Raw genomic sequence first — 22079 nt, forward strand, 5'->3', positions numbered from 1 at the left:
ACCTAGTCCTCCTTATTTGCAGCAGTTAGCGCAGCTTGCGCCCACTTTTGTTGTTGCTCAGTCATGGCAGTTTCCGTTTGTTTTTCGAAAAATTGGTCTAACAATTCCATCGGGTCCAAATGCGGATCGACCGTTTCCGTCGGGGTATCGCTAACGACTGGACCATCAGTACGTTCCAATTCAATAATCCGAGGATAAACATCGCGTAAAGCTTGCATGACATTCGGAATGACTCGTTTATCCGTCAATCGAATCGCTAGATAATCATCTTGCGCCTGTTCCTTATAAAATTCAGGGGCCGTTAAGTCTGCAAAGGCCCCTTTTAAGACCCGAACATCGTGAATCGGGGTTAGTGGTTTGAAAGTGACCGCAAACGGATCTGTGTCGACAATCCAAACGCCTTTTTGCTGATTAGCTTCGGACACTGAGAATTTCAGCGGCGAGCCACTATACCGAACCCGTTCCGCATGCAAAGCATCCTTACCGTGCAAATGGCCCAAGGCGACATAGTCAAATGGCGCTAAATCAGTGACTGGAATGGCGTTCAAACCACCGACCATCACCTGAGTTTCGGAATCAACATGCTCACTACCGGCCGCAAAAAAGTGCGCCACTAACACGTGCTTTTTGGCGGGATCAAACTTTGCTGCCATCGCGGCGACGATTTGTTGCATCGCATCAGCCGCCGATTTAATGCTGTCATCATCAAAGTATCGCCGCGCTTCAAATGGTTCAAAATAAGGCAATAAGAACACTTGCGTATCATCAAATTCAACGGGGGTGAACGCCTGACTTAACTTTGTATTCAAATAATAGTCCGTGGCTTTGAACCAAGGACTCCCAGTCCGTAAACGCGTCGCACTATCATGGTTGCCACTAATTGCTAAGACGGGTAAATGTTGTTTTAAGTTTAAATCAATCAACATGTTATCGAGTTGATTGACCGATTTTTCATTGGGAATCCCACGATCGTATAAATCACCGGCAATAATCATGGCATCAACTTTTTCGGCCAATGCAATCGCCTGAATTTGTTCATAAGCCGCTTGTTGATCTTCCGCCAAGTCAAATCCATGTAACTTCTTACCAATGTGCCAATCTGCGGTATGTAAAAATCGCATCGTGACGCCTCCTTCAAGTCAGTTAATTATCTGCTGTTAGCATAGCATTAATTAGGTCAAAAGAACACATGTTCGTATATCATTTTTCAATTTATATCTTAAATTTTACCACGCTGATTAGCTAGTAACGTTTCCTTACATAAAAATCCGTGCATCGCAAAATGAGTTGTATAATCAAATTAATGATTAGTTGTTAATCTACATTGACTTAGTTAGCCGTTTTATTATTCTAGTAGCAAAGAAACCGTTTCCGAGCCATGTCGATAATTGTTTCCTACTTATATAAATCATTAATATCATGAGTATATTGTGAGCGATTCATTTTAAAGTGTTATAGAATAAGTTAAGTTAGCAATTATTCTAATAAAGGGAGCGTGTTTACAATGCGCAAATATTTTGCCGAATTTCTCGGTACTTTCATGCTAGTCTTTTTAGGGACTGGCGCCGTCGTCGTTGCTAAAGGCGACACCTTAACGATTGGGTTAGCCTTCGGGTTAGCGATTACCGTTTCAGCTTACGCCTTTGGGGGAATTTCTGGAGGTCACTTTAACCCCGCCGTCACTACGGCCATGTTAATCAATCGGCGGATCAATGCCGTTGATGCTTGTGGTTACATCGTGGCACAAATCTTAGGGGCCATCGTGGCTTCCGCTTGTGTTCGGAGTTTCGTCAGTGCCATGGGCTTAGCAACTAACGCCTTAGGTCAAACTGATTTCTCCAAGATTAATAGCGGGATGGCTTTCTTCGTTGAAGCCTTAGTTACCTTCTTATTCTTGATGGTTATTTTGAACGTCACGAGCAATGACCATGGTAACGGGGACTTTGCCGGCGTGACGATTGGGATTACTTTAGCCTTCTTAATCATCGTCGCTTTGAACTTAACCGGCGGATCATTGAACCCAGCTCGTTCAATCGGACCAGCAATCTTTGCTGGTGGTACCGCCCTTTCACACTTATGGGTCTACATCTTAGCACCTGAAGTTGGGGCCATTTTAGCCGCTTACTGTGCACGAGTTTTAGGCAGTGAAGATTAATATCAGCTAAATTAAAACGCAACGACGAAATTGTCGTTGCGTTTTTGTTCATTCTAAACTTTGCAATAAGTGGTATAAAGCCCCATACAAGTTAGCGTCATTACTAAATTTCCCCGTCATAATCGCCGGTGCCGTCAACGTCGTTTCAATAATTGGCAAACCATGATACAGCTTCAAATACTCTGAACGAATCGTTGACGCCACTATTGGCTGGGCCGAAATGCCACCACCAATGACATACCGTTCCACATCAATCACACTTTGCATATTCTGAATTGTTAACGCAATCGTGTGGCAATATGCCGTAAAAATTTTAACCGCAGTAGGTTCGCCAGCATTGATGGCTTCAAAAACTTTAAGGCCATCGTGATGGTCCACTAACTTGAGTTCGGTTGCAATTTGTTCAATCATTGCCACGGCCGACCCGCGCAATCCGAGCATCCCCGTCATGGTTTCATCAGTGTCACTAAGCATGAAGCTCAATTCACCGGCTTGAAAATGACTGCCCGAGAATAATTGGCCATTTAATACCAAGCCACCACCGACGCCCGTTCCGAGCACCAAGGCGACCCCATTTTGACAATCTTTCAAATTACCTAACCATAATTCGGCTAAAGCGGCGGCTTTGCCATCATTTTCAACCATGACCGGCACGCCGGTTGGGACTGATAAATGATCTGCTAGGCGCTGCCGGTCCAAAAATGGCAATGAGCCGCCACCATAAATAATTTCATCCGGATGACGAACTTTGCCGGGAATACTAAAAGCTAACCCGTCATACTGTCCTTGATACTGATCAATTAACTGCTGAATTGGGGCCAAGAAGGCTGCCAACGATTCTGTCGGAGTCTTAAACCGGTGTTTTTCAATTAACTGACCACTTCGATTAATGATGCCATATTTGATATTCGTACCGCCAATATCGAATACTAAATACTTACTCATTAAAATCACCTCACGTTTATTTAACTAAGTATTTGCGAATCAAGTACGTTGGTGTACAGCTCCAGGCATGACAGTAACTATTAATCACTGGACTGCCATATGGTGAAAAGCTTAAATTTTCGGGTTCAAAGGCTTCAAAGAACGTATCCGCGCCCAAGTCAATCATCTTGCCCCAATACGATTTAATCAGCTTAATCGCATCGGCTTGATGATTGGCTTCAAATAACGCCGCCGCTATATGATGATACATATAAGGCGTTGCAATCCCAGTTACTGGGAATAATTTAGCCACCGCTTTAGTCATCAATTGCTCGTTTTCAGCATCATCTAAAACATGCGCCAAAACCATCCAAACTTGACTGGCAATATTCACTTCACGGTTAGGGCCACTAACAAACAACCCTTGGTCGGCATCAAACAACTGTGATACGGCCGCGGCACTATAACGGTCGACAAGCGCTTGATAACGTGCAACTTGGTCTGGTTCTTTTTGTTGTACTAAACCAATGAATTGTTTCAATACATAGATGAGAATCGCTTGGCCCGCGGTCGCCTTATCAATCTTGGTCGACCAATCAACAAAGACTGGCCAGTCTTCATCCATCACTAATAAATCGTCGTTCCCGACTGCTTTTAAGGCTAGTTCTATTTGTTTTTTCGCAATTGGATATAAATCATTCAATACTTCATTATTTTGCGATTGTTTGTAAAAATCGCTTAATACCGAGATAAAGAATAAACTGTAATCATACATAAACGTATCATCTGGTGTGACTTTGGGTGTCGTGAAGACATTGGCAGAAATCTTACCTTCAGTCGTCGTCATTCCACCAAATAAGTACAAACACCGTTTAACCAGTTGGTCATCATTGAACGTTGCATAGTTCGCCAAGGCTTGTAAACGTAAATCTCCAAGCCATAAGCGATGATCCCGTTTAGGCCCATCTTCAAAGACTGATTGCATACAGTCATGTAACGTTTTAATGCTGACTTCATCAATACGTTTTAATTCCGGATCATCAATATTTACGAGTGGCACGTCCGTCATTGAAACCGCACTTTCAGTCACAACTTGCGGATTGCTAAAGCTCGCTTGCCACTTGGGGGAAGTATCTTTAACTTCAATTTCAACATAGCGAAAGGCATAGCGTCTTGGTAGCGATAATTTGGTCGGCAATACGTCTAAATGGATATATTCTTCCGTAATCCAAGAACTGCTTAACCAGCCATCGTAGCCACTGGCGTCGACCCCAATCTCAGCGGGCGTCTCGGCAAACGTTAAGTGTAAATACAACGGGGCGTCCATTGGCGAACCTACCGAGTCAATGTCGATACTGAACCGTCCAACTTGATGGTCGCCAAAATCAAGTACTAACTTACCGCCCTTCTTTAAAGCATAGGTTGGTAATTGCTTAATATCTTGATTGTTCGCAACCGCCTTATACCCATTAAAGGCTTGTTCATCAGCGACAATATCAACTAAATCCGTCGCCTTAACGGTCGTATGCTTTAGCTTAGGCTCATTAGCCGCCGCTTTTGCTAACAGTTTTTCGTCATGATTAAACTTAATATCGTTATTAATTTGGAATGTAAAAGCCATGATTTATCCCTCTTTCAAAATATGTTTATTGCGGCGACTAAGCACGAAGCAGAAGCCTACTACGGCCATAATTGCTAACAAGATGCCACCGACCATGAAAATACCGTTGACCGCCGTCGTCCCCGATAATTTGCTTAATAATGCTAGCCCGTATGGCGACATGGATGACCCTAAGTTAGAACCAACAAGTAAGAGCGACGTTGACAAGGTCGCTGAACCAGCGGGCGATACGATGCTGACTTGGTTGAATAAGTAAGGGACAAATAACGAGAAGGCCACCCCAACTAAGACACTCCCAATTCCGGCTAAGACAACACTATTAGCAATCGTCAAACAGCAAAACCCTAATGCCATTAAGACCAGCGAGAATGGAATCGTATATTGCCGAACAAGTTTGAAAATTGCCCCAAAACTAAACCCGGCTAACATACCCCCAACCGACATTAAACTAATAATATTTGAAGCATCCGTCGCACTACCGTAGCCATTAGTTGTCAATAACAACGCTAATTTGACCTGGGCAGCCATGTAAATCACTAAAACGGCAAACAAGAATAGGACGTAGCCGATAACTTGTAAGTTCGTCGATTGCTTAACTGGCTTAGCCGCAACATCACTCGTCGTTGCGTGTAAACCTTCCTTTTCAGGACTTGGTACGAATAAAATAAAGAGCACTAAAATTGGTAAAATAATGGCATAAATCCAAAAAGTAATGTGCCAGTTGGTCTTTAATAACTGACCGGCAACGTACGTCATAATGGCAGTCCCTAAACCTTGGAAGGCACTTTGAAAACCAATCAATTGCGCCCGGGTATCGCCATCATAGAAATCACTAATCATACTGACGGCTAACGAATTAAATAAGCCAAAGCCAACCCCTAAGCCCGCTCGCGAAATTAAAATCAACGTGAAGTTGGTACTAAAGACTGGCACTAATCCGGATACTAAGGCAATCACTAACCCTAAAATAACGGTTTGTTTTGAACCGATTTTTTTAGCAATGAAGCTGCTAAGTAACACGAAAATAACGACCATCAATGCCGGAATCGTGGTCAACATTTCAACCGACGACAAGGGTTCATTGGCAAACGTCTTCGCCATCGCCGGAATATTGCCAGAAATGGCTCCAGCCGATGTTAAGACTAATGAAATTGATAAAAGGGAAAATTTCATCAACCAACCTTTTTTCATAATAAATTCCTCTTTTCTGTTTTTGTTATCGCTTACAAGTCTTATTAAACCGATTTATGACACCGTTTACAATTTCGTGGCTACATGAGATAATTATCCAAAATACAGGTTGAAAGCGTACTAAGCCACACCAACTATCAGTTTAGTGTTAGTTTAGCTAGTAACTTCAACCCTTGATATGAAAGGATATATTTATGGATTTAGTTGCTTTAGACGCCTTTTTAAGGTCCGAAGATCCCATTGAAACACAACAACGGCTCCATGGCGGCAATGTCGTGGATGTTAAAATTACAGCTGAAAATAATGGTATTCCTCAAATGCCTAAAGCTGATTTTTTCAAGCGTGGCAATATTTTCGTTAACAAACACCACCGTTATTCATATATGCCCGCCCACACCCACAGCTTTGTTGAATTGAATTATATGTATTCTGGCCACAGCACCCAATATATTAACGGCGAAAAAATTGAGCTACACGAGCACGAATTGATCTTAATGGATAAAGATATCGTGCAACAGATTGATTATGTTGGTGAAAATGATATCTTGATTAATATTTTGATCCGTGATGATTCTATTTTGACCAATATCTTAAACAACTTGTCCCAATCAAAAAACTTGGCTACCGAATTCATGATTAATGCTTCCCGGGTCAATGCCGTTCACAATAATTTTGTGGTATTCAATTTACGCGATAATGAAATGGCGTTGTCATTAATTAATAATCTAATTATCAAGGGGTTAGGACACGCCCCCTACCGCAATCGCTCAATGAATTTATTACTGTCACTCATTTTGACTGAACTCGCTAATTCCATTGAGGTCACCGCCCAAGAAGCCGCCGATAATAACGATGACTTAGCCCAAATTTTGAGTTATATTGACCGTCACTTTACCTCACTGACACTGCGACAATTAGGCACGCATTTCGGCTATAATCAAAACTATTTAGGTAACAAATTGAAAGCTGAAACCGGTAGTACGTTTAAGGCCTTGATTGACAAAAAGCGTCTCGCCGAAGCAGAAGAACTATTACTTGAAACCAATTACTCCGTAGCTGAAATCGCTGAACGTATCGGTTATCACAGCACGCCGTCATTATTCAAACTATTCAATAAGCATTTACAATTAACACCGATTCAATTCAAGCGCCAGCGAGAAAATTGGCCAAAATAAATAGTCGTCGCAAGCCAAGTGCTTCCGACGACTATTTTTCCATGGATAATTAATTTTATTTCGAACGCCAATGTCGGTACCAAGAATGCAAAGTCCCAATCAACAGGCCAATAATAACGACCACGGCGGCGACATAGCCAAAGATCCCAATATTGGTAATCCAACTATTATCTGGATGACTCTGGACTAACAGTGACGAACCGACAATTAAAGCGGCTAAGATTACTGATAGGACGACTTTATTTACCATTGAGTCAATCCGATCAATAAACATTTTACGATGAGAAAAGACAATGTTGACCCGGGCTTGCCCGTTTTCAAAAGTGTCCAAAGCCGACAACAACCGCGACGGCAACTTGGGGGTATCCTTGAGTCCTTGCAAGGTGGCCAACAAACCGTCTTCCAACTCGTTACGAAGATTCAAATTTTCCCGCATGTAACGCCGAGCAAACGGTCGAGCGACATCCATCATGGATAGATTGGGATCAAGTAACTCCACAATACCCTCAATCGTTCCGAACGCCTTCCCAAGCATTGTAACGGCGGGGTTCATTTGGATATTATTACTCCGGCAGACTTTGACCATTTCAAACAATAAGCCTTGAAAATCAATATCTCCCAGTCCCGAATTGTAATACTGGCCTAAAAACGGCGCCAGATCATTGAAAAATTCTTCTTCATCCACTTCGCCGGTCCGATTGGAAATACCCAAGATTGCTTTACCAACTTGACGAGTATTCTCCGTCGTAACCGCCACGACCACGTTGGCAATCCCATTCATTAAGGCTGGACTAATGGTCCCCATCATCCCAAAGTCCAAATAGACTAAACGATATGGTGGCAATTGTCGTTTACCAAGCTTGCCATGTTTTTGTGGAACACTATCACGGTAGCCCATATCATCTGGTTTGAGCTCCCGTAACAAGATGTTACCCGGATGCGGATCAGCATGGAAAAAGCCATCTTCAAAGACTTGTTTTAAAAAGTTTTCGACCAGCACGTGGGCTAAATAGGTGCGCTCGTCGTCATATTCGTGACTGTCGGCGGCATCGGCCTGCGCCACTTGCGCCAGAAAATGTTGAATACTGGTCCCCGGCATATACTGATTGACCAATACTTTTTGCGTGCTGTATTTGCCGTATACCCGTGGCACGCAAATAATATCATCATGATTATTTAAGCGATAAAATCGACTTCCGTTTTTGACTTCGATACTCGTGTCTAATTCGTTGAATAAGGAGCGTTTAATCTCACCAACCATTTCTTGCAAATCAATGACTGATGAATCTGGAATGTAGCGTAATAACGGCAATGCCCGTTCAAACAACGAAATATCTAAGGCGACTTCCGCATCGATACCGGGATGCTGAACTTTAACGACCACTTTTTGACCATTCAACAACGTGGCGTGGTGGGTTTGCCCCATCGAAGCCGATGCAAAGGGTTGCTCATCGAAACTCGCAAACATCGCGGCCATTTTTTTGCCGGTCTGCGTTTCAATCGTTTGCTGAACGACGTCAAAGTCATCAGCGCGGACGTTATCTTGTAATTTTTTGAATTCATTAGCGAACTCGGGCTTCACGATATCGGTTCGCGACGATAAAATTTGGCCAATTTTAATAAAGGTCGGTCCTAATTCTTCAAAAGCCGCCCGCACTTGGTCGGGGTTCTTTTGGCGCGCTAAATTTGTGAGCACATTATATTTTCGTAATACACCGACAATCGTCCGAAAACGCGTGTGCCGATTTTGGTTTGCTTGCCAGTCTTTTGGCGTCGTATCAGCCATCCGGAAGTCTCCAATCTTAGCGTATTTTAACTTCTATTATGAGTCTTTTAACCGCAAACTGCACGAACTAAAACCGCATTTTGTCGAAAAAGTGTTGACAAATTTTTAATCAGGCGTTAGATTAAGGACACATTAAAAAACGGTTAACAAACGCGTTGATAAACACAGTACGTCGAAACTTGAGTGCCTAGAGAGTGTCAGGTTGGTGCAATGACATCACTACTTTTCGACCGAAAATCAGTTTTGAGCGGCGATGACGATGGATTCTTCCTAGTTGTCGTTGGGTGCTCCCATTATCGAGCCAGGGTATCGCTAGCGACCGGTCACTAGCCGTACCTGTGAGGTGATGATAGTAATATCATCGCAAAGCTAAGGTGGTAACGCGTTTTAAACGTCCTTGTTTCTGAGTCATAGTGCTCAGGTGCAAGGACGTTTTTTTGTTTAACCGACAAAATTAAGGAGTCTTGTGTATGCTTGATAAAATCCAAAAACGACAACTAACGAAACGTGATTACGTCACTTTGAGCTCGATGATTTTCGCCCTATTCTTTGGCGCTGGTAACTTGATTTTCCCTTTGCATTTAGGCCAATTAGCCGGTAGTCATTGGGGCGTGGCCGCCGTGGGATTTTTAGTCACAGCAGTATTACTGCCACTGCTCTCCGTTTTAGCCGTTTGTGTGACCAAATCCAAAGGAGTCTACGATATTGGTAAGCCCCTCGGCGCAACCTTTGCCGTCGTCTTTATGGTCTTGATTCACTTCACGATTGGCCCTTTCTTCGGGACTCCCCGGACCGCGACCGTTTCATTTACTGTCGGGTTGGCGCCCTTTTTCCCGGCTAAATATCAATCATTAGCCTTACTCGTCTTTTCGGCCGCCTTTTTCGGCTTAGCTTATTACTTGGCCACCGAACAAAGTAAAATCATGGCACGGGTCGGCAAATTATTAAATCCATTATTTTTGCTATTATTAGTCGTTATTTTCTTCGTCGGCTTTAGCAGTCCACTCGCTCATGCCGGTAATACAACTGCGACGGCGGCCTATCAAAGTGCCGGCTTCGTCAATGGCTTTCTACAAGGTTACAACACGATGGACGCCCTCGCCGGATTAGCACTAGGGGTCACCATCGTCACCGCTGTCAACTTCATGGGGCAAACTGACCCGAATAAAGCGGCCTGGGTGACGGCGCGGGCAGGGTTATTCTCGATGAGTTTTGAAGGCTTAATCTATGTCTTATTGATCTTATTAGGTGCCCAATCCTTAGGTCATTTCAAGCTTTCCGCTAATGGCGGGGTGGCTTTTGATCAAATCGTCAATCACTATATGGGAACTGCTGGCCAAGCCGTTCTGGCGGTGTTAATCATCACAACTTGTCTAACGACCGCCATTGGCTTAGTAGCAGCCTTTGCCCAAGACTTTCACAAACACTTTAGTTTTTTGAGTTATAAAGCTTGGCTCCGCCTAACTTGCTTAGCGTCATTTTTGACCGCCAACATCGGGCTAAATCAAATCATCGCTTGGTCCACGCCAGTTTTAATGTTCTTATACCCCTTAGCGATGGCTTTAATCTTCTTATCCATCTTGTCACCACTGTTCCACAAATCCGCCGTGGTTTACCGGTGGGTGGTGGTCTTTACCGTCGTCCCCGCTGTTTTCGATATGATGGCGGCCTTCCCAGCCGTAGTCAGTCAAAGTGCCTTAGGCGTTGCCATGGCCCACGTGCAAAGCTATTTGCCACTTGCTAGCAGCGGCATGGATTGGCTCGTCCCAGCATTAGTCGGGGCCGTCTTTGGGACGGTGCATTATTTAGTCTTACAACATAGTCAAAGCCGCGGCACGGCGACTGTTGGCCAACGTAATTAAATGCGTTACTAAAACCCGCCCTCAATAATTTGAGAGCGGGTTTTAAGGCCATAATTAAGCATTCAAAGCAGTCACAAAGCGGTCAAACGCTGCTTCACCAGCCGCATCCCACTTAAAGACCCCGGCATCCGCTAAAACGCGGGCAAAGACCTTACCAACTTCACGGTGCAAAATATCAGTAACATTGTCGGTCGTGAACGTATTTTGTGCCTTAAGCGCATCCGCCCACGGTTGGTGCATCGGTGCCATTTCGTTAGCTTCGCCAAGCACGTATTTACCGACTTCGTTTAATTCAGTCTTCAAGCGCGCTGGTAAAATCGCGCGGCCCATGACTTCAATCAAGCCAATGTTTTCTTTCTTAATATGTTGGACATCTTGGTGCGGATGGAAAATGCCATCTGGATATTGGTCAGACGTTTGATTATCACGCAACACGATATCTAAAACATAATCATCACCGACTTTACGCGCAATCGGCGTCGTCGTATGATGCCGGACCCCATCCGTGTAGGCGCGAACGTCGACACTTTCATCGGTATAGTCTCTCCAAGTATTATGAATCTTCGTTGCCGCATCGATTAAAGCCACCCGATTAGCACTAGTCAAACGAATCGTCGACATTGGCCATTTCACGACGCCTGCTTGCACGCCGGCCACCCCCACGTCGATTGATCGCGCAATCGGTGCTTTCATCATTGGGAATACATGGCGACCGCCTTGGTAATGTTCATGCGTCAACATTGAGCCGCCGACAATTGGAAGGTCCGCGTTACTACCAACAAAATAATGCGGTAATTGCGTGACGATTTCGAGTAAGTTACTGAACGTTTGCCGATTGATCTGCATCGGCCGGTGTACTTGATCCAAAAAGATCGAATGTTCATTAAAGTAAGCATACGGCGAATATTGGAAGCCCCAAGTTTCACCGCCAACCGTCAAACGGACGATGCGATGATTACTCCGGGCCGGATAACCTAAGCGACCTAAGTAGCCTTCATTTTCCATGCATAACTGACAGAGCGGATACCCATTTTCTGGTTGGTCACGGGCCGCCGCAATCGCCTTGGGGTCTTTTTCTGGTTTCGACAAGTTAATCGTGATTTCCAAATCGCCAAAGTCCGTTTGCGCTGGGAAAACAACATTTTTCGCAATCGCCCGCGTCTTAATGTAGTCATTGGCCTTACTTAATTGATAAAAGTAATCGGTAGCCGTTTCAGGACTCGTTTGATATTTATTCCAAAAAGTCTGATTGAGCACTGACGGTAATGGTGTCACGAGGTCCATCAATTGATCCGCTAAAATATCGCGGTCGGAAGGACTATCTTCGATCTTGCCGTGCGCGATAGCCGTTTGTACTAAGGCGGCCGTTAAGCTGCTTAATTGGTCGTCAACGGCCGTCACAAAGTCATCGTCGCCAATTAGCCCGGTAATCCGATTATGCACATAAATCGCATCTAATTCGCTATATGGCGATGGCGACGCAATTACTTTTTGCACAAATTGATCGACACTTGTCATTTTATCTGACCTCCAATATCATCGTAACCCGCGGGATGACTTTGTTTCCAGTTCCAAGCGGTCTTGATAATTTCTTTAACATCGTCGTATTGCGGTTGCCATCCCAGGACTTCACGGGCTTTATCACTCGCCGCAATCAGCGTACTAGGATCACCGGCCCGGCGTGGCGCCATGACAGCGGGAATTGGTTGCCCAGTAACGGCGCGGGCGGCGTCCAACATTTGTTTATTAGAAAAACCAGTGGACGAGCCGAGGTTAAAGGCATCACTAGCATGTCCCGCCGCCAAGTATTCCAAGGCTAAAATGTGGGCGTCCGCTAAATCAACGACGTGCACATAGTCGCGAACATTCGTGCCGTCTGGCGTTGGATAATCATCGCCAAAAATTTGTAATTGATTCCGTTCACCCGCGGCCACTTGCAAAATAATCGGCACTAAATGCGTTTCTGGATGATGATCTTCGCCAATACTGCCGTCCGGTTTAGCGCCAGCCACGTTAAAGTAGCGCAACGCGACAAACTTGATGCCATAAGCTATATCGGACCAATGCATGATTTTTTCCATCGCTAACTTACTTTCACCATAAGGATTCGTTGGCACTTGCGGATCAGTTTCTTTGATGGGGACTTGCTTGGGTTCACCATAAGTGGCGGCTGTCGATGAAAAGACAATATTTTTCACATTGTGCGCGTGCATGACTTCCAATAACTTGACCATGCCAGCCGTATTATTATCAAAATATTTCAACGGATCTTGCATTGACTCTGGTACCACCGAAAAAGCGGCAAAATGTAAGACGCCCGTCACATCTTCTTGATCAAAAACCTGGTTCATAAATGCGGTGTCGCGGACGTCACCTTCGTAAAACCGGGCTTGGTCATTAATCGCCGCTTGATGGCCAGTCACCAAATTATCCACAACGGCCACATCATATCCTTTAGCAATTAACCGATCAACGGCGTGGGAACCAATGTAACCCGCACCACCTAAAACTAATACTGCCATGTGCAACTCCTCCTCAATTAACGTCTATAGTTCTTGTGGTCCATTCGCAATTTCTGCGATATAAAAATCAGCATCATACCCAATGGCAGCCCGATAAGCTTGCCCAACTTGGGTCTTGAAGTTGTCGACTTGATCTTTAGCGACAATGGCGATGGCACAGCCACCAAAGCCCGCCCCAGTCATCCGAGCGCCTAAGACACCTGGTTGTTGCCAAGCTGTTTCCGCTAAAGTATCCAATTCTTTACCGGTAACTTCATAATCAAAATGTAGTGAAACGTGTGAGGCCGTGACCAAACTGCCAAAAGTCGTTAAATCGTCATTCGCTAAGGCTTGCGTCGCGCGAATCGCCCGTTGATTTTCAAAAACAGCGTGCCGCGCCCGTTTGATCAAGGTGTCGTCATTAATCAAATAAGCGGCTTCATCAAATTGATGTTCGTTTAAATCACCTAACGACTTAATAGCCAATTTAGTTTGCAGGCGACTTAACGCTTCTTCACATTCTGAGCGGCGTTCGTTGTACTTGGAATCTTGTAACTCACGTCGTTTGTTCGTATTCATAATAACGATGACATTGTCGCCCAATTTAACTGGCGCATATGAGTAGTCCATTGTGTTCGTGTCCAATAAGATAGCTTGATCTTTTTTACCCATGCCGACCGCAAATTGATCCATGATGCCAGAATTGACGCCAATATAATTATTTTCACATTTCTGACCTAACTTCACTAACTCTAATTGACTGATATCTAAGTTAAAACCGGTCTTTAGAACAATCCCAGTCAACATTTCGATGGATGCGGATGAGGATAAACCAGCTCCGTCTGGTAAATTACCATGCACGTATAAATCAAAACCATGATCAAAGGTAACGCCGGTTTTGACGAGTTCATTCATCATACCTTTCGGATAGTTCGTCCAACCAGCGGCTTTGTCATAAGCCAAGTCTTGCACTTCAAAACTTACAATACCTTGATCTGGAATATTCGCCGAATACATGCGGACCGTCTGATCATCGCGGGCGGCGTACACCCCATAAGTCCCAATACTAATCGCACATGGAAAAACGTGACCACCGTTGTAATCAGTATGTTCACCAATTAAGTTGATCCGTCCTGGTGAAAAGAAAACTCGTTCTGGGTCCCGGTCAAAAATCGTTTTGAATTCTTGTTTTAAGTCGCTGGTTTGCATGATATTCCCTCCGCTTTTACTAAAATTTTTACTAAAGTAAATATAAGCCCTTTCATTGCCGTTGTCAATACATTAGAGCCACTTTTGTCAATTGGAAATCAGCATTCTGTTTTCATCAGTTCAACACTCGTTATCAGTTGATATAGCAGTAATTATATTCAAATAAGCCAAAATATTATCATTCAATTAATTAGTTGTTTTAGACAACTAATCGGTAAATTTTAGTAAACAGTTATTGAAAACAAGTCACAAAAAAAGACTTAACTAACGGCTAGTTAAGTCCGGTTTTATCACTTTACTTAGTACTATCGCGTTCAACTAGGCTCGTCCCAAGTTCAACCCGTTGTGCCGTAGTTCGTCCTGCTAACCGACTAACGATGAGGTCCACCGCTGTTGCGCCCATTAACTCGGTGTCCACGTTTACCGCACTTAATTCTGGGTAAACAAAGGTTGCGAGCGTTGTGTTGTTGAAACTAAATAACTTCACCCGATCTGGTACTTTGATATCTGCTGACTGGAGCGCTTTTAACGCCCCCGCTGCCATCGGATCATTGGCAATAAAAAAAGCGTGCGGCAGCTTATCGCCCAGCGTCTTAAGCGCCTTTTGCATCATTTTAAAACCAGATTCACTCGTATAGTCCCCTTTAAAGACCAGCTTGGGATTAAAGGCGTGACGCCGTTCCATCGCCGCTCGATAGCCCAGTAACCGACGATCAACCACTTCCAACTCATGGTCTGTCGTCATTTCTGTCCCATCAATGAACCCAATATCTTGGATATCGCGATTCCAGAAGTAATCGACAACTTTTTCCGTCGCTAATCGAAAGTCGGTCACGACACTATCAAAGCCCGCATCGAACTGATCATCATCAACGAAGACCAGATTATCCGTAATTTTAGCCATACTGAATACTTGCTTAGGGCTAAACTTTCCAATCGCAATAATGGCATCAATATCAGTGTCTAATTTATGCATGTTGTTTTGGAAGACGCGGGTCACTTCAAATTGATGTTGTTGGCCGCGTTGTTCAATCCCCATCCGAATCGACATATAATACAAGTCATCTTGTTCTTTCGATTCCGAATACCATTGGACAATCGCGAGCTTTTTTCGTGTGACTGCCGTCGTGTGCCGCTTGCTCTTGGAATATTGTAAACGATCTGCTACGTCAAAAATACGTTGCCGAGTATCATCACTAACTGACAATGATTGATCCTTGTTCAGGACTCGTGAAACCGTCGCTAATGAGACGCCGACTTCCGTTGCAATGTCTTTTAATGTTGCCGCCATTGGAAGGGCCTCCTAATTTATCACCTAATTATTTAAGTTTATTTCCTAAATTTTACTAGTTAATGGTTGTAAGTAAAAAACACCGGCACTTCGTTTGACCGGTGACATCCCGAACCATTTGCTTTGCTATCTGATTATGACGGCTAACGGTCGTTTTTGCAACTCGCTTAAAACCGCATCAGCTTAGGCTAATCGATTAGCAATCGCTTTACTAAAAATTTACTAAGAATAATGTAAGCCTTTTCATCTCCTTTGTCAAACGGGCTGACAAACACTCCCAATTGACAGTCGCTAGTCGGCTTGTTAAAGTTTAAGTAAGCGCTTTAGACACTGATATGACTTATGCTGGAGGAATTGATTATGTTATACGTAAATACCGCCTTAATGCAAGATAAAATAATTGACTTACTGACAAATTTTGACGACGCCAACCTGACTTTTAAATATGTCGACAAACAAGGTATCAAATTACGTTTTGAAACCAACGCTACTGATTTAGAAGCGGCCGCTAAAAAAGTTAAAGCAGCCATCAAAGCCCAGAGCTGGGGCAGTGTGCTCTATTTCCAAGTTGGCGTGGAATAAATTCGTTATACAAATATAATTATATTGTGCTATTATTAATATAATTATTAGGTACAGTAAGGGCCGCATCTTTCGATGTGGCCCTTACTTTTTTGTTTATTTTAAATGTTCATACTGGAAAATAATATGACGGTTCACCGATTTATCGGGTGACAAGGTGATGTCACCAAAGCCTGGATGATTAATTGCATCGGGGAGCGTTTGTGCTTCGGTCGCCAAAGAATCATATTCATGGTTAGCTTGCTTATCAGCATTGACCGGATCCGCCGTGAAGATGACCAGCCCATTGCGGTCAGAATAGATCTTCACAACCCGATTACCCGCAGTGTCGCCGACTTCCGCCATCGGAGTCGTCAAACTTGGCGCCACCTTATAGGCATCGTCAAATTCTACTTTGCCATTTTCAGCTTGCAACCGATTAAGGGCCGTCTGGAGTTCTTGTGGTGCTTGGAAGTCATAAGCCGTGTCCGTAACCGGTAATAGTTTCCCGGTTGGTACTTTTTCAGCTCCGGGTTCGACCCGTTCGTTACTGTTAATTTTGAGCCACTGGCCGGCGATGCTCGTGCGGTCATTTGTGACGTTCCAATAAATATGGTTGGTTGGATTGAATAACGTTGGTTCATCCGTATGACCACCGTATTCAATAATGACACGATTTTCATTATCTAAAATAAACCGGAACGTCAAATCCAAGTTACCAGGATAATTATCATCAGTCGCTTTAACTTGATGGGTCAAGGTCACACAGGCCATATCCACATTCTTCATGGTCGTCCCCGCAAAGTTGATCTTCGTAAAACCATGATAGCCACCATGTAAGGAATGATTTTCTTCATTCATATCAACGTGATAGGTCTCACCATCCAAGTCAAACTGCGCCCCGCCAATGCGGCCCGCCACGCGGCCAACAGATTGACTGATATTAAAGACATTTTGTTGATAGTCCGCTAACGTCGGCAAACCAATCGTCAACGGATGTTCTTCGCCATCTTCTACGACGACAAATTCTTGAATCGTCCCGCCTAAGCTCAAAACTGCTAAGCGGGTTTGATGATCATTTGTTAAAACGTACCGTAACACGTCTTGACCGTCAATCTGGCCAAAAACTTCGGTTTCAATTTTCAATGTAAGGCACCTCCGTGTTGTATAAAGCGTTTTCATAATTAATTATAACGTACTTTGTTAATGGATAAATCATTTTTAGTAAAAATAAAGCTCACCTGACCGCTGGTGCCAAATCCAGCTAGTCGGGTGAGCTTTACCATTATTCTAGTTTAAGGGGTGGAACTTATGAGTTACGTTTAATAAAATCTTGATACCAATAAAAACTCTTCTTTGGAATCCGAGCTAAGTCGCGCTGGCTGTCGTCATCGCGATCGATGTAAACAAAACCATAGCGCTTCTTATAACCGTTCAACCAGCTGAGCAGATCGGTAAATGACCAGGCACAATAGCCAATCATGTCCACGCCATCGGTCATCGCACGTTGCATTTCAGTAATGTGGGCTTGCAAATAATCGATCCGATATTGATCGTTGATGACTTTGCCGTCAGTTAATTGATCTTGAGCTCCTAAGCCGTTTTCAGTAACGAAAATTGGGAGTTGATACTTTTCGTACACCCGGCGTAAGGCAATCCGAAAGCCCACGGGATCAATTTCCCAACCCCAGTCGGTCTTCGTTAAATATGGATTTTGCACATTGTTAAACATCGGCGTTTCCGGTTCTTGGGCTTGTGAGTCTTTCGGCTGCATCAAGTAAGGATCCGTGCTTGAAAAGTCTTTGGCATCCGCATCTTCTTTTGATGGATGTTCCAATTTGTTTTGTTGGAACGTCCCGCCGTGATAATAGTTGATGCCGAGGAAGTCAGGTTTAGCCGATTTGAGTAACTTCGCATCCGCAGCCGTCACTTCAGGCGCAATCCCTAAGTCCTTCAAGTGATTCATCACTAGAGCTGGATACGTCCCGCGACAATAAACATCGAGCCACCAGTTATTATTAAAGTCGTCGGCATTATCAGCGGCTAAAATATCGTCCGGATTGGCCGTAATTGGGTATGTCGGCCCATAACCAAAGCTAGGACCAATTTTCCCCTTCGGTACTAACTGATGGAACAAATTAATGGCTTCCGCATTCGCTAAGTTAATAATGTGGTTCGCCGCATACATCCTTTTGACGTCCGTGACATTCGGTGGATGCGAGGCCCACCGATAACCCATCGCCGTAAACACGTTTTGTTCATTGAAAGTGACCCAGTAATTAACGCGATCACCATATTGTTTAAAGACCGCTTCGCAGTACTTCTTAAACGCGCCAATGACTTCCCGTGATTCCCAGCCGCCATACTTATCTTGTAAAGCTTGGGGAATATCCCAATGATACAAAGTCACCACTGGTTGAATGCCATATTTTAACAACTCATTGATCAAGTCATCATAAAACTTCAAACCAGCCGGATTAATTTCACCGTCGCCATCCGGAATGATCCGTGACCAAGCAATTGAGAACCGATAGGCCTTTAAGCCCATCTCACTCATCAACCGCACGTCTTCTTTGTAGCGGTGATAATGATCAACCGCCACGTCACCGTTAGTGCCATGGAACGTTTTACCAGGTAACTTGGAGAACGTGTCCCAAATCGACGGTCCTTTATTATCTTCGTTCCACGCACCTTCAATTTGGTACGCGGCCGAAGCCGCGCCCCATAAGAAGTCGTGTGGGAACTTCTTTAAACTTTTGTAATACACGATTGACTAAGCTCCTTTAACAATGGCATCGCTGTCGGCATCTTTTTGCGCGTCTTCAGCAGCTTCAACCTTAAGTTCTTGCTTGTCCAACATCCGGAAGAATGGATAGTAAGCCGCAATCGCAATGACTAATTCAATGGCTTGCCATACGGCGGCCCGCCAGTCACCACCGGTCATTAAGAACCCACTGATAATGGTTGGCGTCGTCCAAGGAACTTGGGCAACAATCATGCCAATAACCCCAAACTTCATCAAGTAATAGGTGATGAATTCTAAGACCATTGGGGTCACGATAAATGGCAACATCAAAGTTGGGTTCAAAACAACAGGTAACCCGAACATGATTGGTTCGCTAATGTTGAAAACAGCTGGCATTAAGCCTAAGTTCCGCATTGCTTTGTAACGTTTACTCTTGGCGGTAACCATGCATAAGCATAAGCCTAAGATGGCCCCAGTCCCACCAATGGTCATCCCGAAGTTCAAGAAACCATCGGCGGCAATATGAACGGGTTGTTGACCTTTAGCAACGGCGTTAATGTTAGCCGTTAAGAAAGTCAAGAAGACTGGCGTATAGATACTACCAATAACGTTAGTCCCATGGACCCCAACGACCCAAAGGGCACAAACTAAGAAGATTGCTAATTCAATTCCCCAAATACTATCTAAGCCGACCACTAATGGTGAGAAGATTGCCGTAATGACAGCGTTAACATTAATGTGTAAGACGACCCGGACAAACCAAACGATGAATAAGGCGATTGAGCCCGGAATCAATGATGAAAATGACTTAGCAACAGCCGGCGGTACTGAGTCGGGTAATTCAATGGTCCAATTACGAGCGACACAGAAACGAATAATTTCACTAGTTAAAATACATACAACAATGGCTGTAAAAATACCGCTGGATCCTAATTCGGCTGGATCAATGGCCCACTTGTCATTTAACATCGCCAGTAAGAATGCGACCGTTGGGATAACCGTCCCGGTCATTGTATCCAACTTGTTGGCTTTGGCAGATTGATAACTAATCCCCATCGCCACGATTAATGACAAAATCCCGAAAGTGACCGTTACGGGGGCATTCAAATAAGCGGAAATTGGCTTAATGAAATTCGTCCACCAGGTAAACGGTAAATTGGCAATAATCATAAAGATACTACCAAAAATTGTAAATGGAATGGTAATAATCATCCCATCGCGTAACACGACCATATATTTTAGATTCCCAAGTTTCGCCAAAGCTGGCAAGAACTTATTTTGAAATCCAGAAGCAATGCTCTTCATACTTTGTCCCTCCAAAATCAGTTATTTTTTTTAACAAAAGAACTAACTAGAATGTAACCGTTTTCGTTGAGGCCGTCAAGTGTTTTTGTGAGTTTTTTTATTTTTAGGAAAAACTTCACACAACAAAAAAGCTGCTTTAACAAGGCCTTGGCTTGCTAAATCAGCTTGCAAATATTATTCAACTGAAGTAGGGGCGTTGCGGTTCTTAAAGACCAATTCCCCGGTCGGTAACCCCAAAATGTGCCGTGTGATGGCCGCACAGCCGCCTAACAAAGCTGCTTGGTCGACATTTTTAGCTAGCGACAACGGTACCTCATCACTAAGCCGTGCCATTTGCTTAATCGTAATCAGCAGCTCCGGAATAGCCCGCATAATCTTTGAACCAATCACAAGCTTTTCCGGATCAAAGGACAAAATCAAGTTTTGTAAAACCATACTAATTCCCAGACAAAAATCTTTGAGCACTTGTAAGACTTCGGCGTCGCCCGCATCATACCAGCGACGGAGATCGGCAATGTTCACATTAGCCTGCTTCATTGTTTTTAAGCGTGCAAAAACAGCCGAATCCGCGGCAATATCTTCAACATTAACCGGTTGATCAAAATAGCGTCCATAGTACAAAGCGTGCCCGACTTCGCCCGCTTCACTGCGCGCGCCCGTATACAAGTTGCCGTCAATAATCATTCCTGCCCCGATGCCGTCGGACAAACTCAAAGCGACCGCACTCTTAACTGGCTTAGTCGTTGTAAAATCACGAATGTGTAGTGCCGACATGTTAGCTTCATTGCCTAACACGACCGGTACGTTGAACCGACTTTGCAAGACTTGCACGAGATCAAACTGTGGTAAATCACTCAACGTCGCTCGAATCACCCGATTGTCGCGAACAATTCCATAAACGGCGACCGAGATTCCAAGCAAATCATGATCGTCAATTTGCGCCGTCTTGATAGCTTGATAGAGTGATAATAGGCGTTGCGAAGCATCCTTGCCAGTCACCGGAAACTCTTGATAGGCAATCACGCTACCATCTAGCCAGTTTGACATGCAACTGATTGTATCGTTATTAATCTTCGTGTTAATCGTATAGCCGACACTCGCATTGAAATTCGTCAAGGCCGGCTTACGGCCACCGCTACTCGTGCTACTCCCCTGGCCAATATCATAAATTAAGTCATCATTGGCTAACTTGGTAAAAATACTATATACCGTTGATTTCGTTAATGCTAAATTTTTAGCAACGTCGGCCCGGGAAGTCGGGGCTTGATTAAAAATCTCCCGGAGGACGTTTAACTCATTAATTTTTCGAATACTTACTCTATTCATAATCTCAATAGCCCTTCTGACGCCAAGGTTAACTTAGCGCATATTCTACCGTCGCGGCTAACTTCACCACGTAAACTCGTATCTACATAGTACATATGTATAGACCAATACACAACCTTCCAACGATGAAAGCTCATTCAGTTTAGACTAATGAACCCCTAATCGGCAACTAATTTGGTCATTCCAACCCACAATTTACTGGTTTGAGCAAAACTTGGCTGACTTTCGCTTTGACGTTTTTTACTTTGGTTTATTCTTTGAGTTTAACTTGATAGCAAGATTTTTTAAAGGCCTATCTCGATTTTTTTACTTTCGTTTTCCGACATAAATAGCTTATAATGTTGAATTACTTTGCCATTAATCTGTGCTAATTTGGTAGATTGTAAAATTAATCCGAACGCTGTTCGGACAAAAAAGATCAGCTTC

17 protein-coding genes and 1 other annotated feature are annotated in these 22079 nt (G+C 43.9%); of the genes, 4 read left to right on the plus strand and 13 right to left on the minus strand.

The window, feature by feature from the left end; all coding sequences use genetic code 11:
* Nucleotides 1–2: 2 nt before the first annotated feature.
* Nucleotides 3–1121 (minus strand): exonuclease SbcCD subunit D, encoded by a 1119-nt coding sequence (locus DY78_RS07715; RefSeq protein WP_024626469.1) that lies wholly within the window; start codon nucleotides 1119–1121, stop codon nucleotides 3–5.
* Nucleotides 1122–1504: 383 nt separating this feature from the next.
* On the opposite strand from DY78_RS07715, the gene DY78_RS07720 reads away from it, so the two are divergent.
* The gene (locus tag DY78_RS07720; RefSeq protein WP_024626468.1) at nucleotides 1505–2155 is read left to right on the plus strand and encodes an MIP/aquaporin family protein; all 651 of its coding nucleotides are present in this window, start codon (nucleotides 1505–1507) and stop codon (nucleotides 2153–2155) included.
* Between the two features lie 48 nt (nucleotides 2156–2203).
* Here DY78_RS07720 and DY78_RS07725 read toward each other — a convergent pair whose 3' ends face one another.
* The 3 genes from DY78_RS07725 to DY78_RS07735 are packed head-to-tail and all read right to left on the minus strand — an operon-like array spanning nucleotide 2204 to nucleotide 5891.
* Nucleotides 2204–3100: an ROK family protein gene (locus DY78_RS07725; RefSeq protein WP_029779225.1), complete on the minus strand. Its 897-nt coding sequence runs from the start codon at nucleotides 3098–3100 to the stop codon at nucleotides 2204–2206.
* Nucleotides 3101–3116: 16 nt separating this feature from the next.
* Nucleotides 3117–4700 carry an alpha-L-rhamnosidase-related protein gene (locus DY78_RS07730; protein ID WP_024626467.1) on the minus strand — a complete coding sequence of 528 codons (1584 nt, stop codon included), beginning with the start codon at nucleotides 4698–4700 and terminating at the stop codon, nucleotides 3117–3119.
* Between the two features lie 3 nt (nucleotides 4701–4703).
* The gene (locus tag DY78_RS07735; protein ID WP_024626466.1) at nucleotides 4704–5891 is read right to left on the minus strand and encodes an MFS transporter; all 1188 of its coding nucleotides are present in this window, start codon (nucleotides 5889–5891) and stop codon (nucleotides 4704–4706) included.
* Between the two features lie 194 nt (nucleotides 5892–6085).
* On the opposite strand from DY78_RS07735, the gene DY78_RS07740 reads away from it, so the two are divergent.
* Nucleotides 6086–7066, plus strand: coding sequence for an AraC family transcriptional regulator (locus DY78_RS07740; RefSeq protein WP_024626465.1), 981 nt, complete (start codon nucleotides 6086–6088; stop codon nucleotides 7064–7066).
* Between the two features lie 55 nt (nucleotides 7067–7121).
* On the opposite strand, the gene DY78_RS07745 is transcribed toward DY78_RS07740, so the two are convergent.
* Complete coding sequence (locus DY78_RS07745; RefSeq protein WP_024626464.1) at nucleotides 7122–8852, minus strand: ABC1 kinase family protein; 1731 nt, start codon at nucleotides 8850–8852, stop codon at nucleotides 7122–7124.
* 146 nt (nucleotides 8853–8998) lie between these two features.
* Nucleotides 8999–9254: a binding site (T-box leader), on the plus strand.
* Between the two features lie 68 nt (nucleotides 9255–9322).
* On the opposite strand from DY78_RS07745, the gene brnQ reads away from it, so the two are divergent.
* On the plus strand, nucleotides 9323–10714 hold the full coding sequence (gene brnQ / locus DY78_RS07750) for a branched-chain amino acid transport system II carrier protein (protein ID WP_024626463.1): 1392 nt from the start codon (nucleotides 9323–9325) through the stop codon (nucleotides 10712–10714).
* A gap of 54 nt (nucleotides 10715–10768) precedes the next feature.
* Here the strand turns inward: brnQ and DY78_RS07755 are convergent, their stop codons facing one another.
* From DY78_RS07755 to DY78_RS07770, 4 genes are all read right to left on the minus strand, one after another.
* Nucleotides 10769–12232, minus strand: a complete 1464-nt coding sequence (locus DY78_RS07755) for a UDP-glucose--hexose-1-phosphate uridylyltransferase (protein WP_024626462.1) — start codon at nucleotides 12230–12232, stop codon at nucleotides 10769–10771.
* Nucleotides 12229–13236, minus strand: coding sequence for a UDP-glucose 4-epimerase GalE (galE, locus tag DY78_RS07760; RefSeq protein ID WP_024626461.1), 1008 nt, complete (start codon nucleotides 13234–13236; stop codon nucleotides 12229–12231). The genes DY78_RS07755 and galE overlap by 4 nt, the downstream gene beginning before the upstream one ends.
* A gap of 24 nt (nucleotides 13237–13260) precedes the next feature.
* Nucleotides 13261–14424, minus strand: a complete 1164-nt coding sequence (locus DY78_RS07765; RefSeq protein WP_024626460.1) for a galactokinase — start codon at nucleotides 14422–14424, stop codon at nucleotides 13261–13263.
* Between the two features lie 295 nt (nucleotides 14425–14719).
* Complete coding sequence (locus DY78_RS07770) at nucleotides 14720–15715, minus strand: LacI family DNA-binding transcriptional regulator (RefSeq protein ID WP_024626459.1); 996 nt, start codon at nucleotides 15713–15715, stop codon at nucleotides 14720–14722.
* Nucleotides 15716–16075: 360 nt separating this feature from the next.
* On the opposite strand from DY78_RS07770, the gene DY78_RS07775 reads away from it, so the two are divergent.
* A complete protein-coding gene (locus DY78_RS07775; RefSeq protein ID WP_024626458.1) occupies nucleotides 16076–16297 on the plus strand; it encodes a hypothetical protein in 222 nt (73 codons plus the stop codon).
* A 96-nt stretch (nucleotides 16298–16393) separates the two neighbouring features.
* On the opposite strand, the gene DY78_RS07780 is transcribed toward DY78_RS07775, so the two are convergent.
* From DY78_RS07780 to DY78_RS07795, 4 genes are all read right to left on the minus strand, one after another.
* Entirely contained in the window at nucleotides 16394–17422 is a 1029-nt protein-coding gene (locus tag DY78_RS07780) for an aldose epimerase family protein (protein ID WP_024626457.1), read from the minus strand.
* Nucleotides 17423–17585: 163 nt separating this feature from the next.
* Nucleotides 17586–19043: a glycoside hydrolase family 1 protein gene (locus DY78_RS07785; protein WP_024626456.1), complete on the minus strand. Its 1458-nt coding sequence runs from the start codon at nucleotides 19041–19043 to the stop codon at nucleotides 17586–17588.
* 6 nt (nucleotides 19044–19049) lie between these two features.
* Nucleotides 19050–20327 carry a PTS sugar transporter subunit IIC gene (locus DY78_RS07790; protein ID WP_029779223.1) on the minus strand — a complete coding sequence of 426 codons (1278 nt, stop codon included), beginning with the start codon at nucleotides 20325–20327 and terminating at the stop codon, nucleotides 19050–19052.
* 174 nt (nucleotides 20328–20501) lie between these two features.
* Nucleotides 20502–21653, minus strand: coding sequence for an ROK family protein (locus DY78_RS07795; protein WP_024626454.1), 1152 nt, complete (start codon nucleotides 21651–21653; stop codon nucleotides 20502–20504).
* Between the last annotated feature and the right edge of the window lie 426 nt (nucleotides 21654–22079).

Origin of the sequence: Lactiplantibacillus fabifermentans DSM 21115, from assembly GCF_000498955.2 — a bacterium.
GTDB lineage: Bacteria > Bacillota > Bacilli > Lactobacillales > Lactobacillaceae > Lactiplantibacillus > Lactiplantibacillus fabifermentans.

What these genes read in the sequence shown, in the direction of transcription:
- DY78_RS07740 (WP_024626465.1), top strand. Translation starts at nt 6,086, where the DNA reads ATGGATTTAGTTGCTTTAGACGCCTTTTTAAGGTCCGAAGATCCCATT.
- brnQ (WP_024626463.1), top strand. Translation starts at nt 9,323, where the DNA reads ATGCTTGATAAAATCCAAAAACGACAACTAACGAAACGTGATTACGTC.
- DY78_RS07720 (WP_024626468.1), top strand. Translation starts at nt 1,505, where the DNA reads ATGCGCAAATATTTTGCCGAATTTCTCGGTACTTTCATGCTAGTCTTT.
- DY78_RS07765 (WP_024626460.1), bottom strand. Translation starts at nt 14,424, where the DNA reads ATGCAAACCAGCGACTTAAAACAAGAATTCAAAACGATTTTTGACCGG.
- DY78_RS07775 (WP_024626458.1), top strand. Translation starts at nt 16,076, where the DNA reads ATGTTATACGTAAATACCGCCTTAATGCAAGATAAAATAATTGACTTA.
- galE (WP_024626461.1), bottom strand. Translation starts at nt 13,236, where the DNA reads ATGGCAGTATTAGTTTTAGGTGGTGCGGGTTACATTGGTTCCCACGCC.
- DY78_RS07755 (WP_024626462.1), bottom strand. Translation starts at nt 12,232, where the DNA reads ATGACAAGTGTCGATCAATTTGTGCAAAAAGTAATTGCGTCGCCATCG.
- DY78_RS07730 (WP_024626467.1), bottom strand. Translation starts at nt 4,700, where the DNA reads ATGGCTTTTACATTCCAAATTAATAACGATATTAAGTTTAATCATGAC.
- DY78_RS07725 (WP_029779225.1), bottom strand. Translation starts at nt 3,100, where the DNA reads ATGAGTAAGTATTTAGTATTCGATATTGGCGGTACGAATATCAAATAT.
- DY78_RS07745 (WP_024626464.1), bottom strand. Translation starts at nt 8,852, where the DNA reads ATGGCTGATACGACGCCAAAAGACTGGCAAGCAAACCAAAATCGGCAC.
- DY78_RS07770 (WP_024626459.1), bottom strand. Translation starts at nt 15,715, where the DNA reads ATGGCGGCAACATTAAAAGACATTGCAACGGAAGTCGGCGTCTCATTA.
- DY78_RS07795 (WP_024626454.1), bottom strand. Translation starts at nt 21,653, where the DNA reads ATGAATAGAGTAAGTATTCGAAAAATTAATGAGTTAAACGTCCTCCGG.
- DY78_RS07790 (WP_029779223.1), bottom strand. Translation starts at nt 20,327, where the DNA reads ATGAAGAGCATTGCTTCTGGATTTCAAAATAAGTTCTTGCCAGCTTTG.
- DY78_RS07735 (WP_024626466.1), bottom strand. Translation starts at nt 5,891, where the DNA reads ATGAAAAAAGGTTGGTTGATGAAATTTTCCCTTTTATCAATTTCATTA.
- DY78_RS07715 (WP_024626469.1), bottom strand. Translation starts at nt 1,121, where the DNA reads ATGCGATTTTTACATACCGCAGATTGGCACATTGGTAAGAAGTTACAT.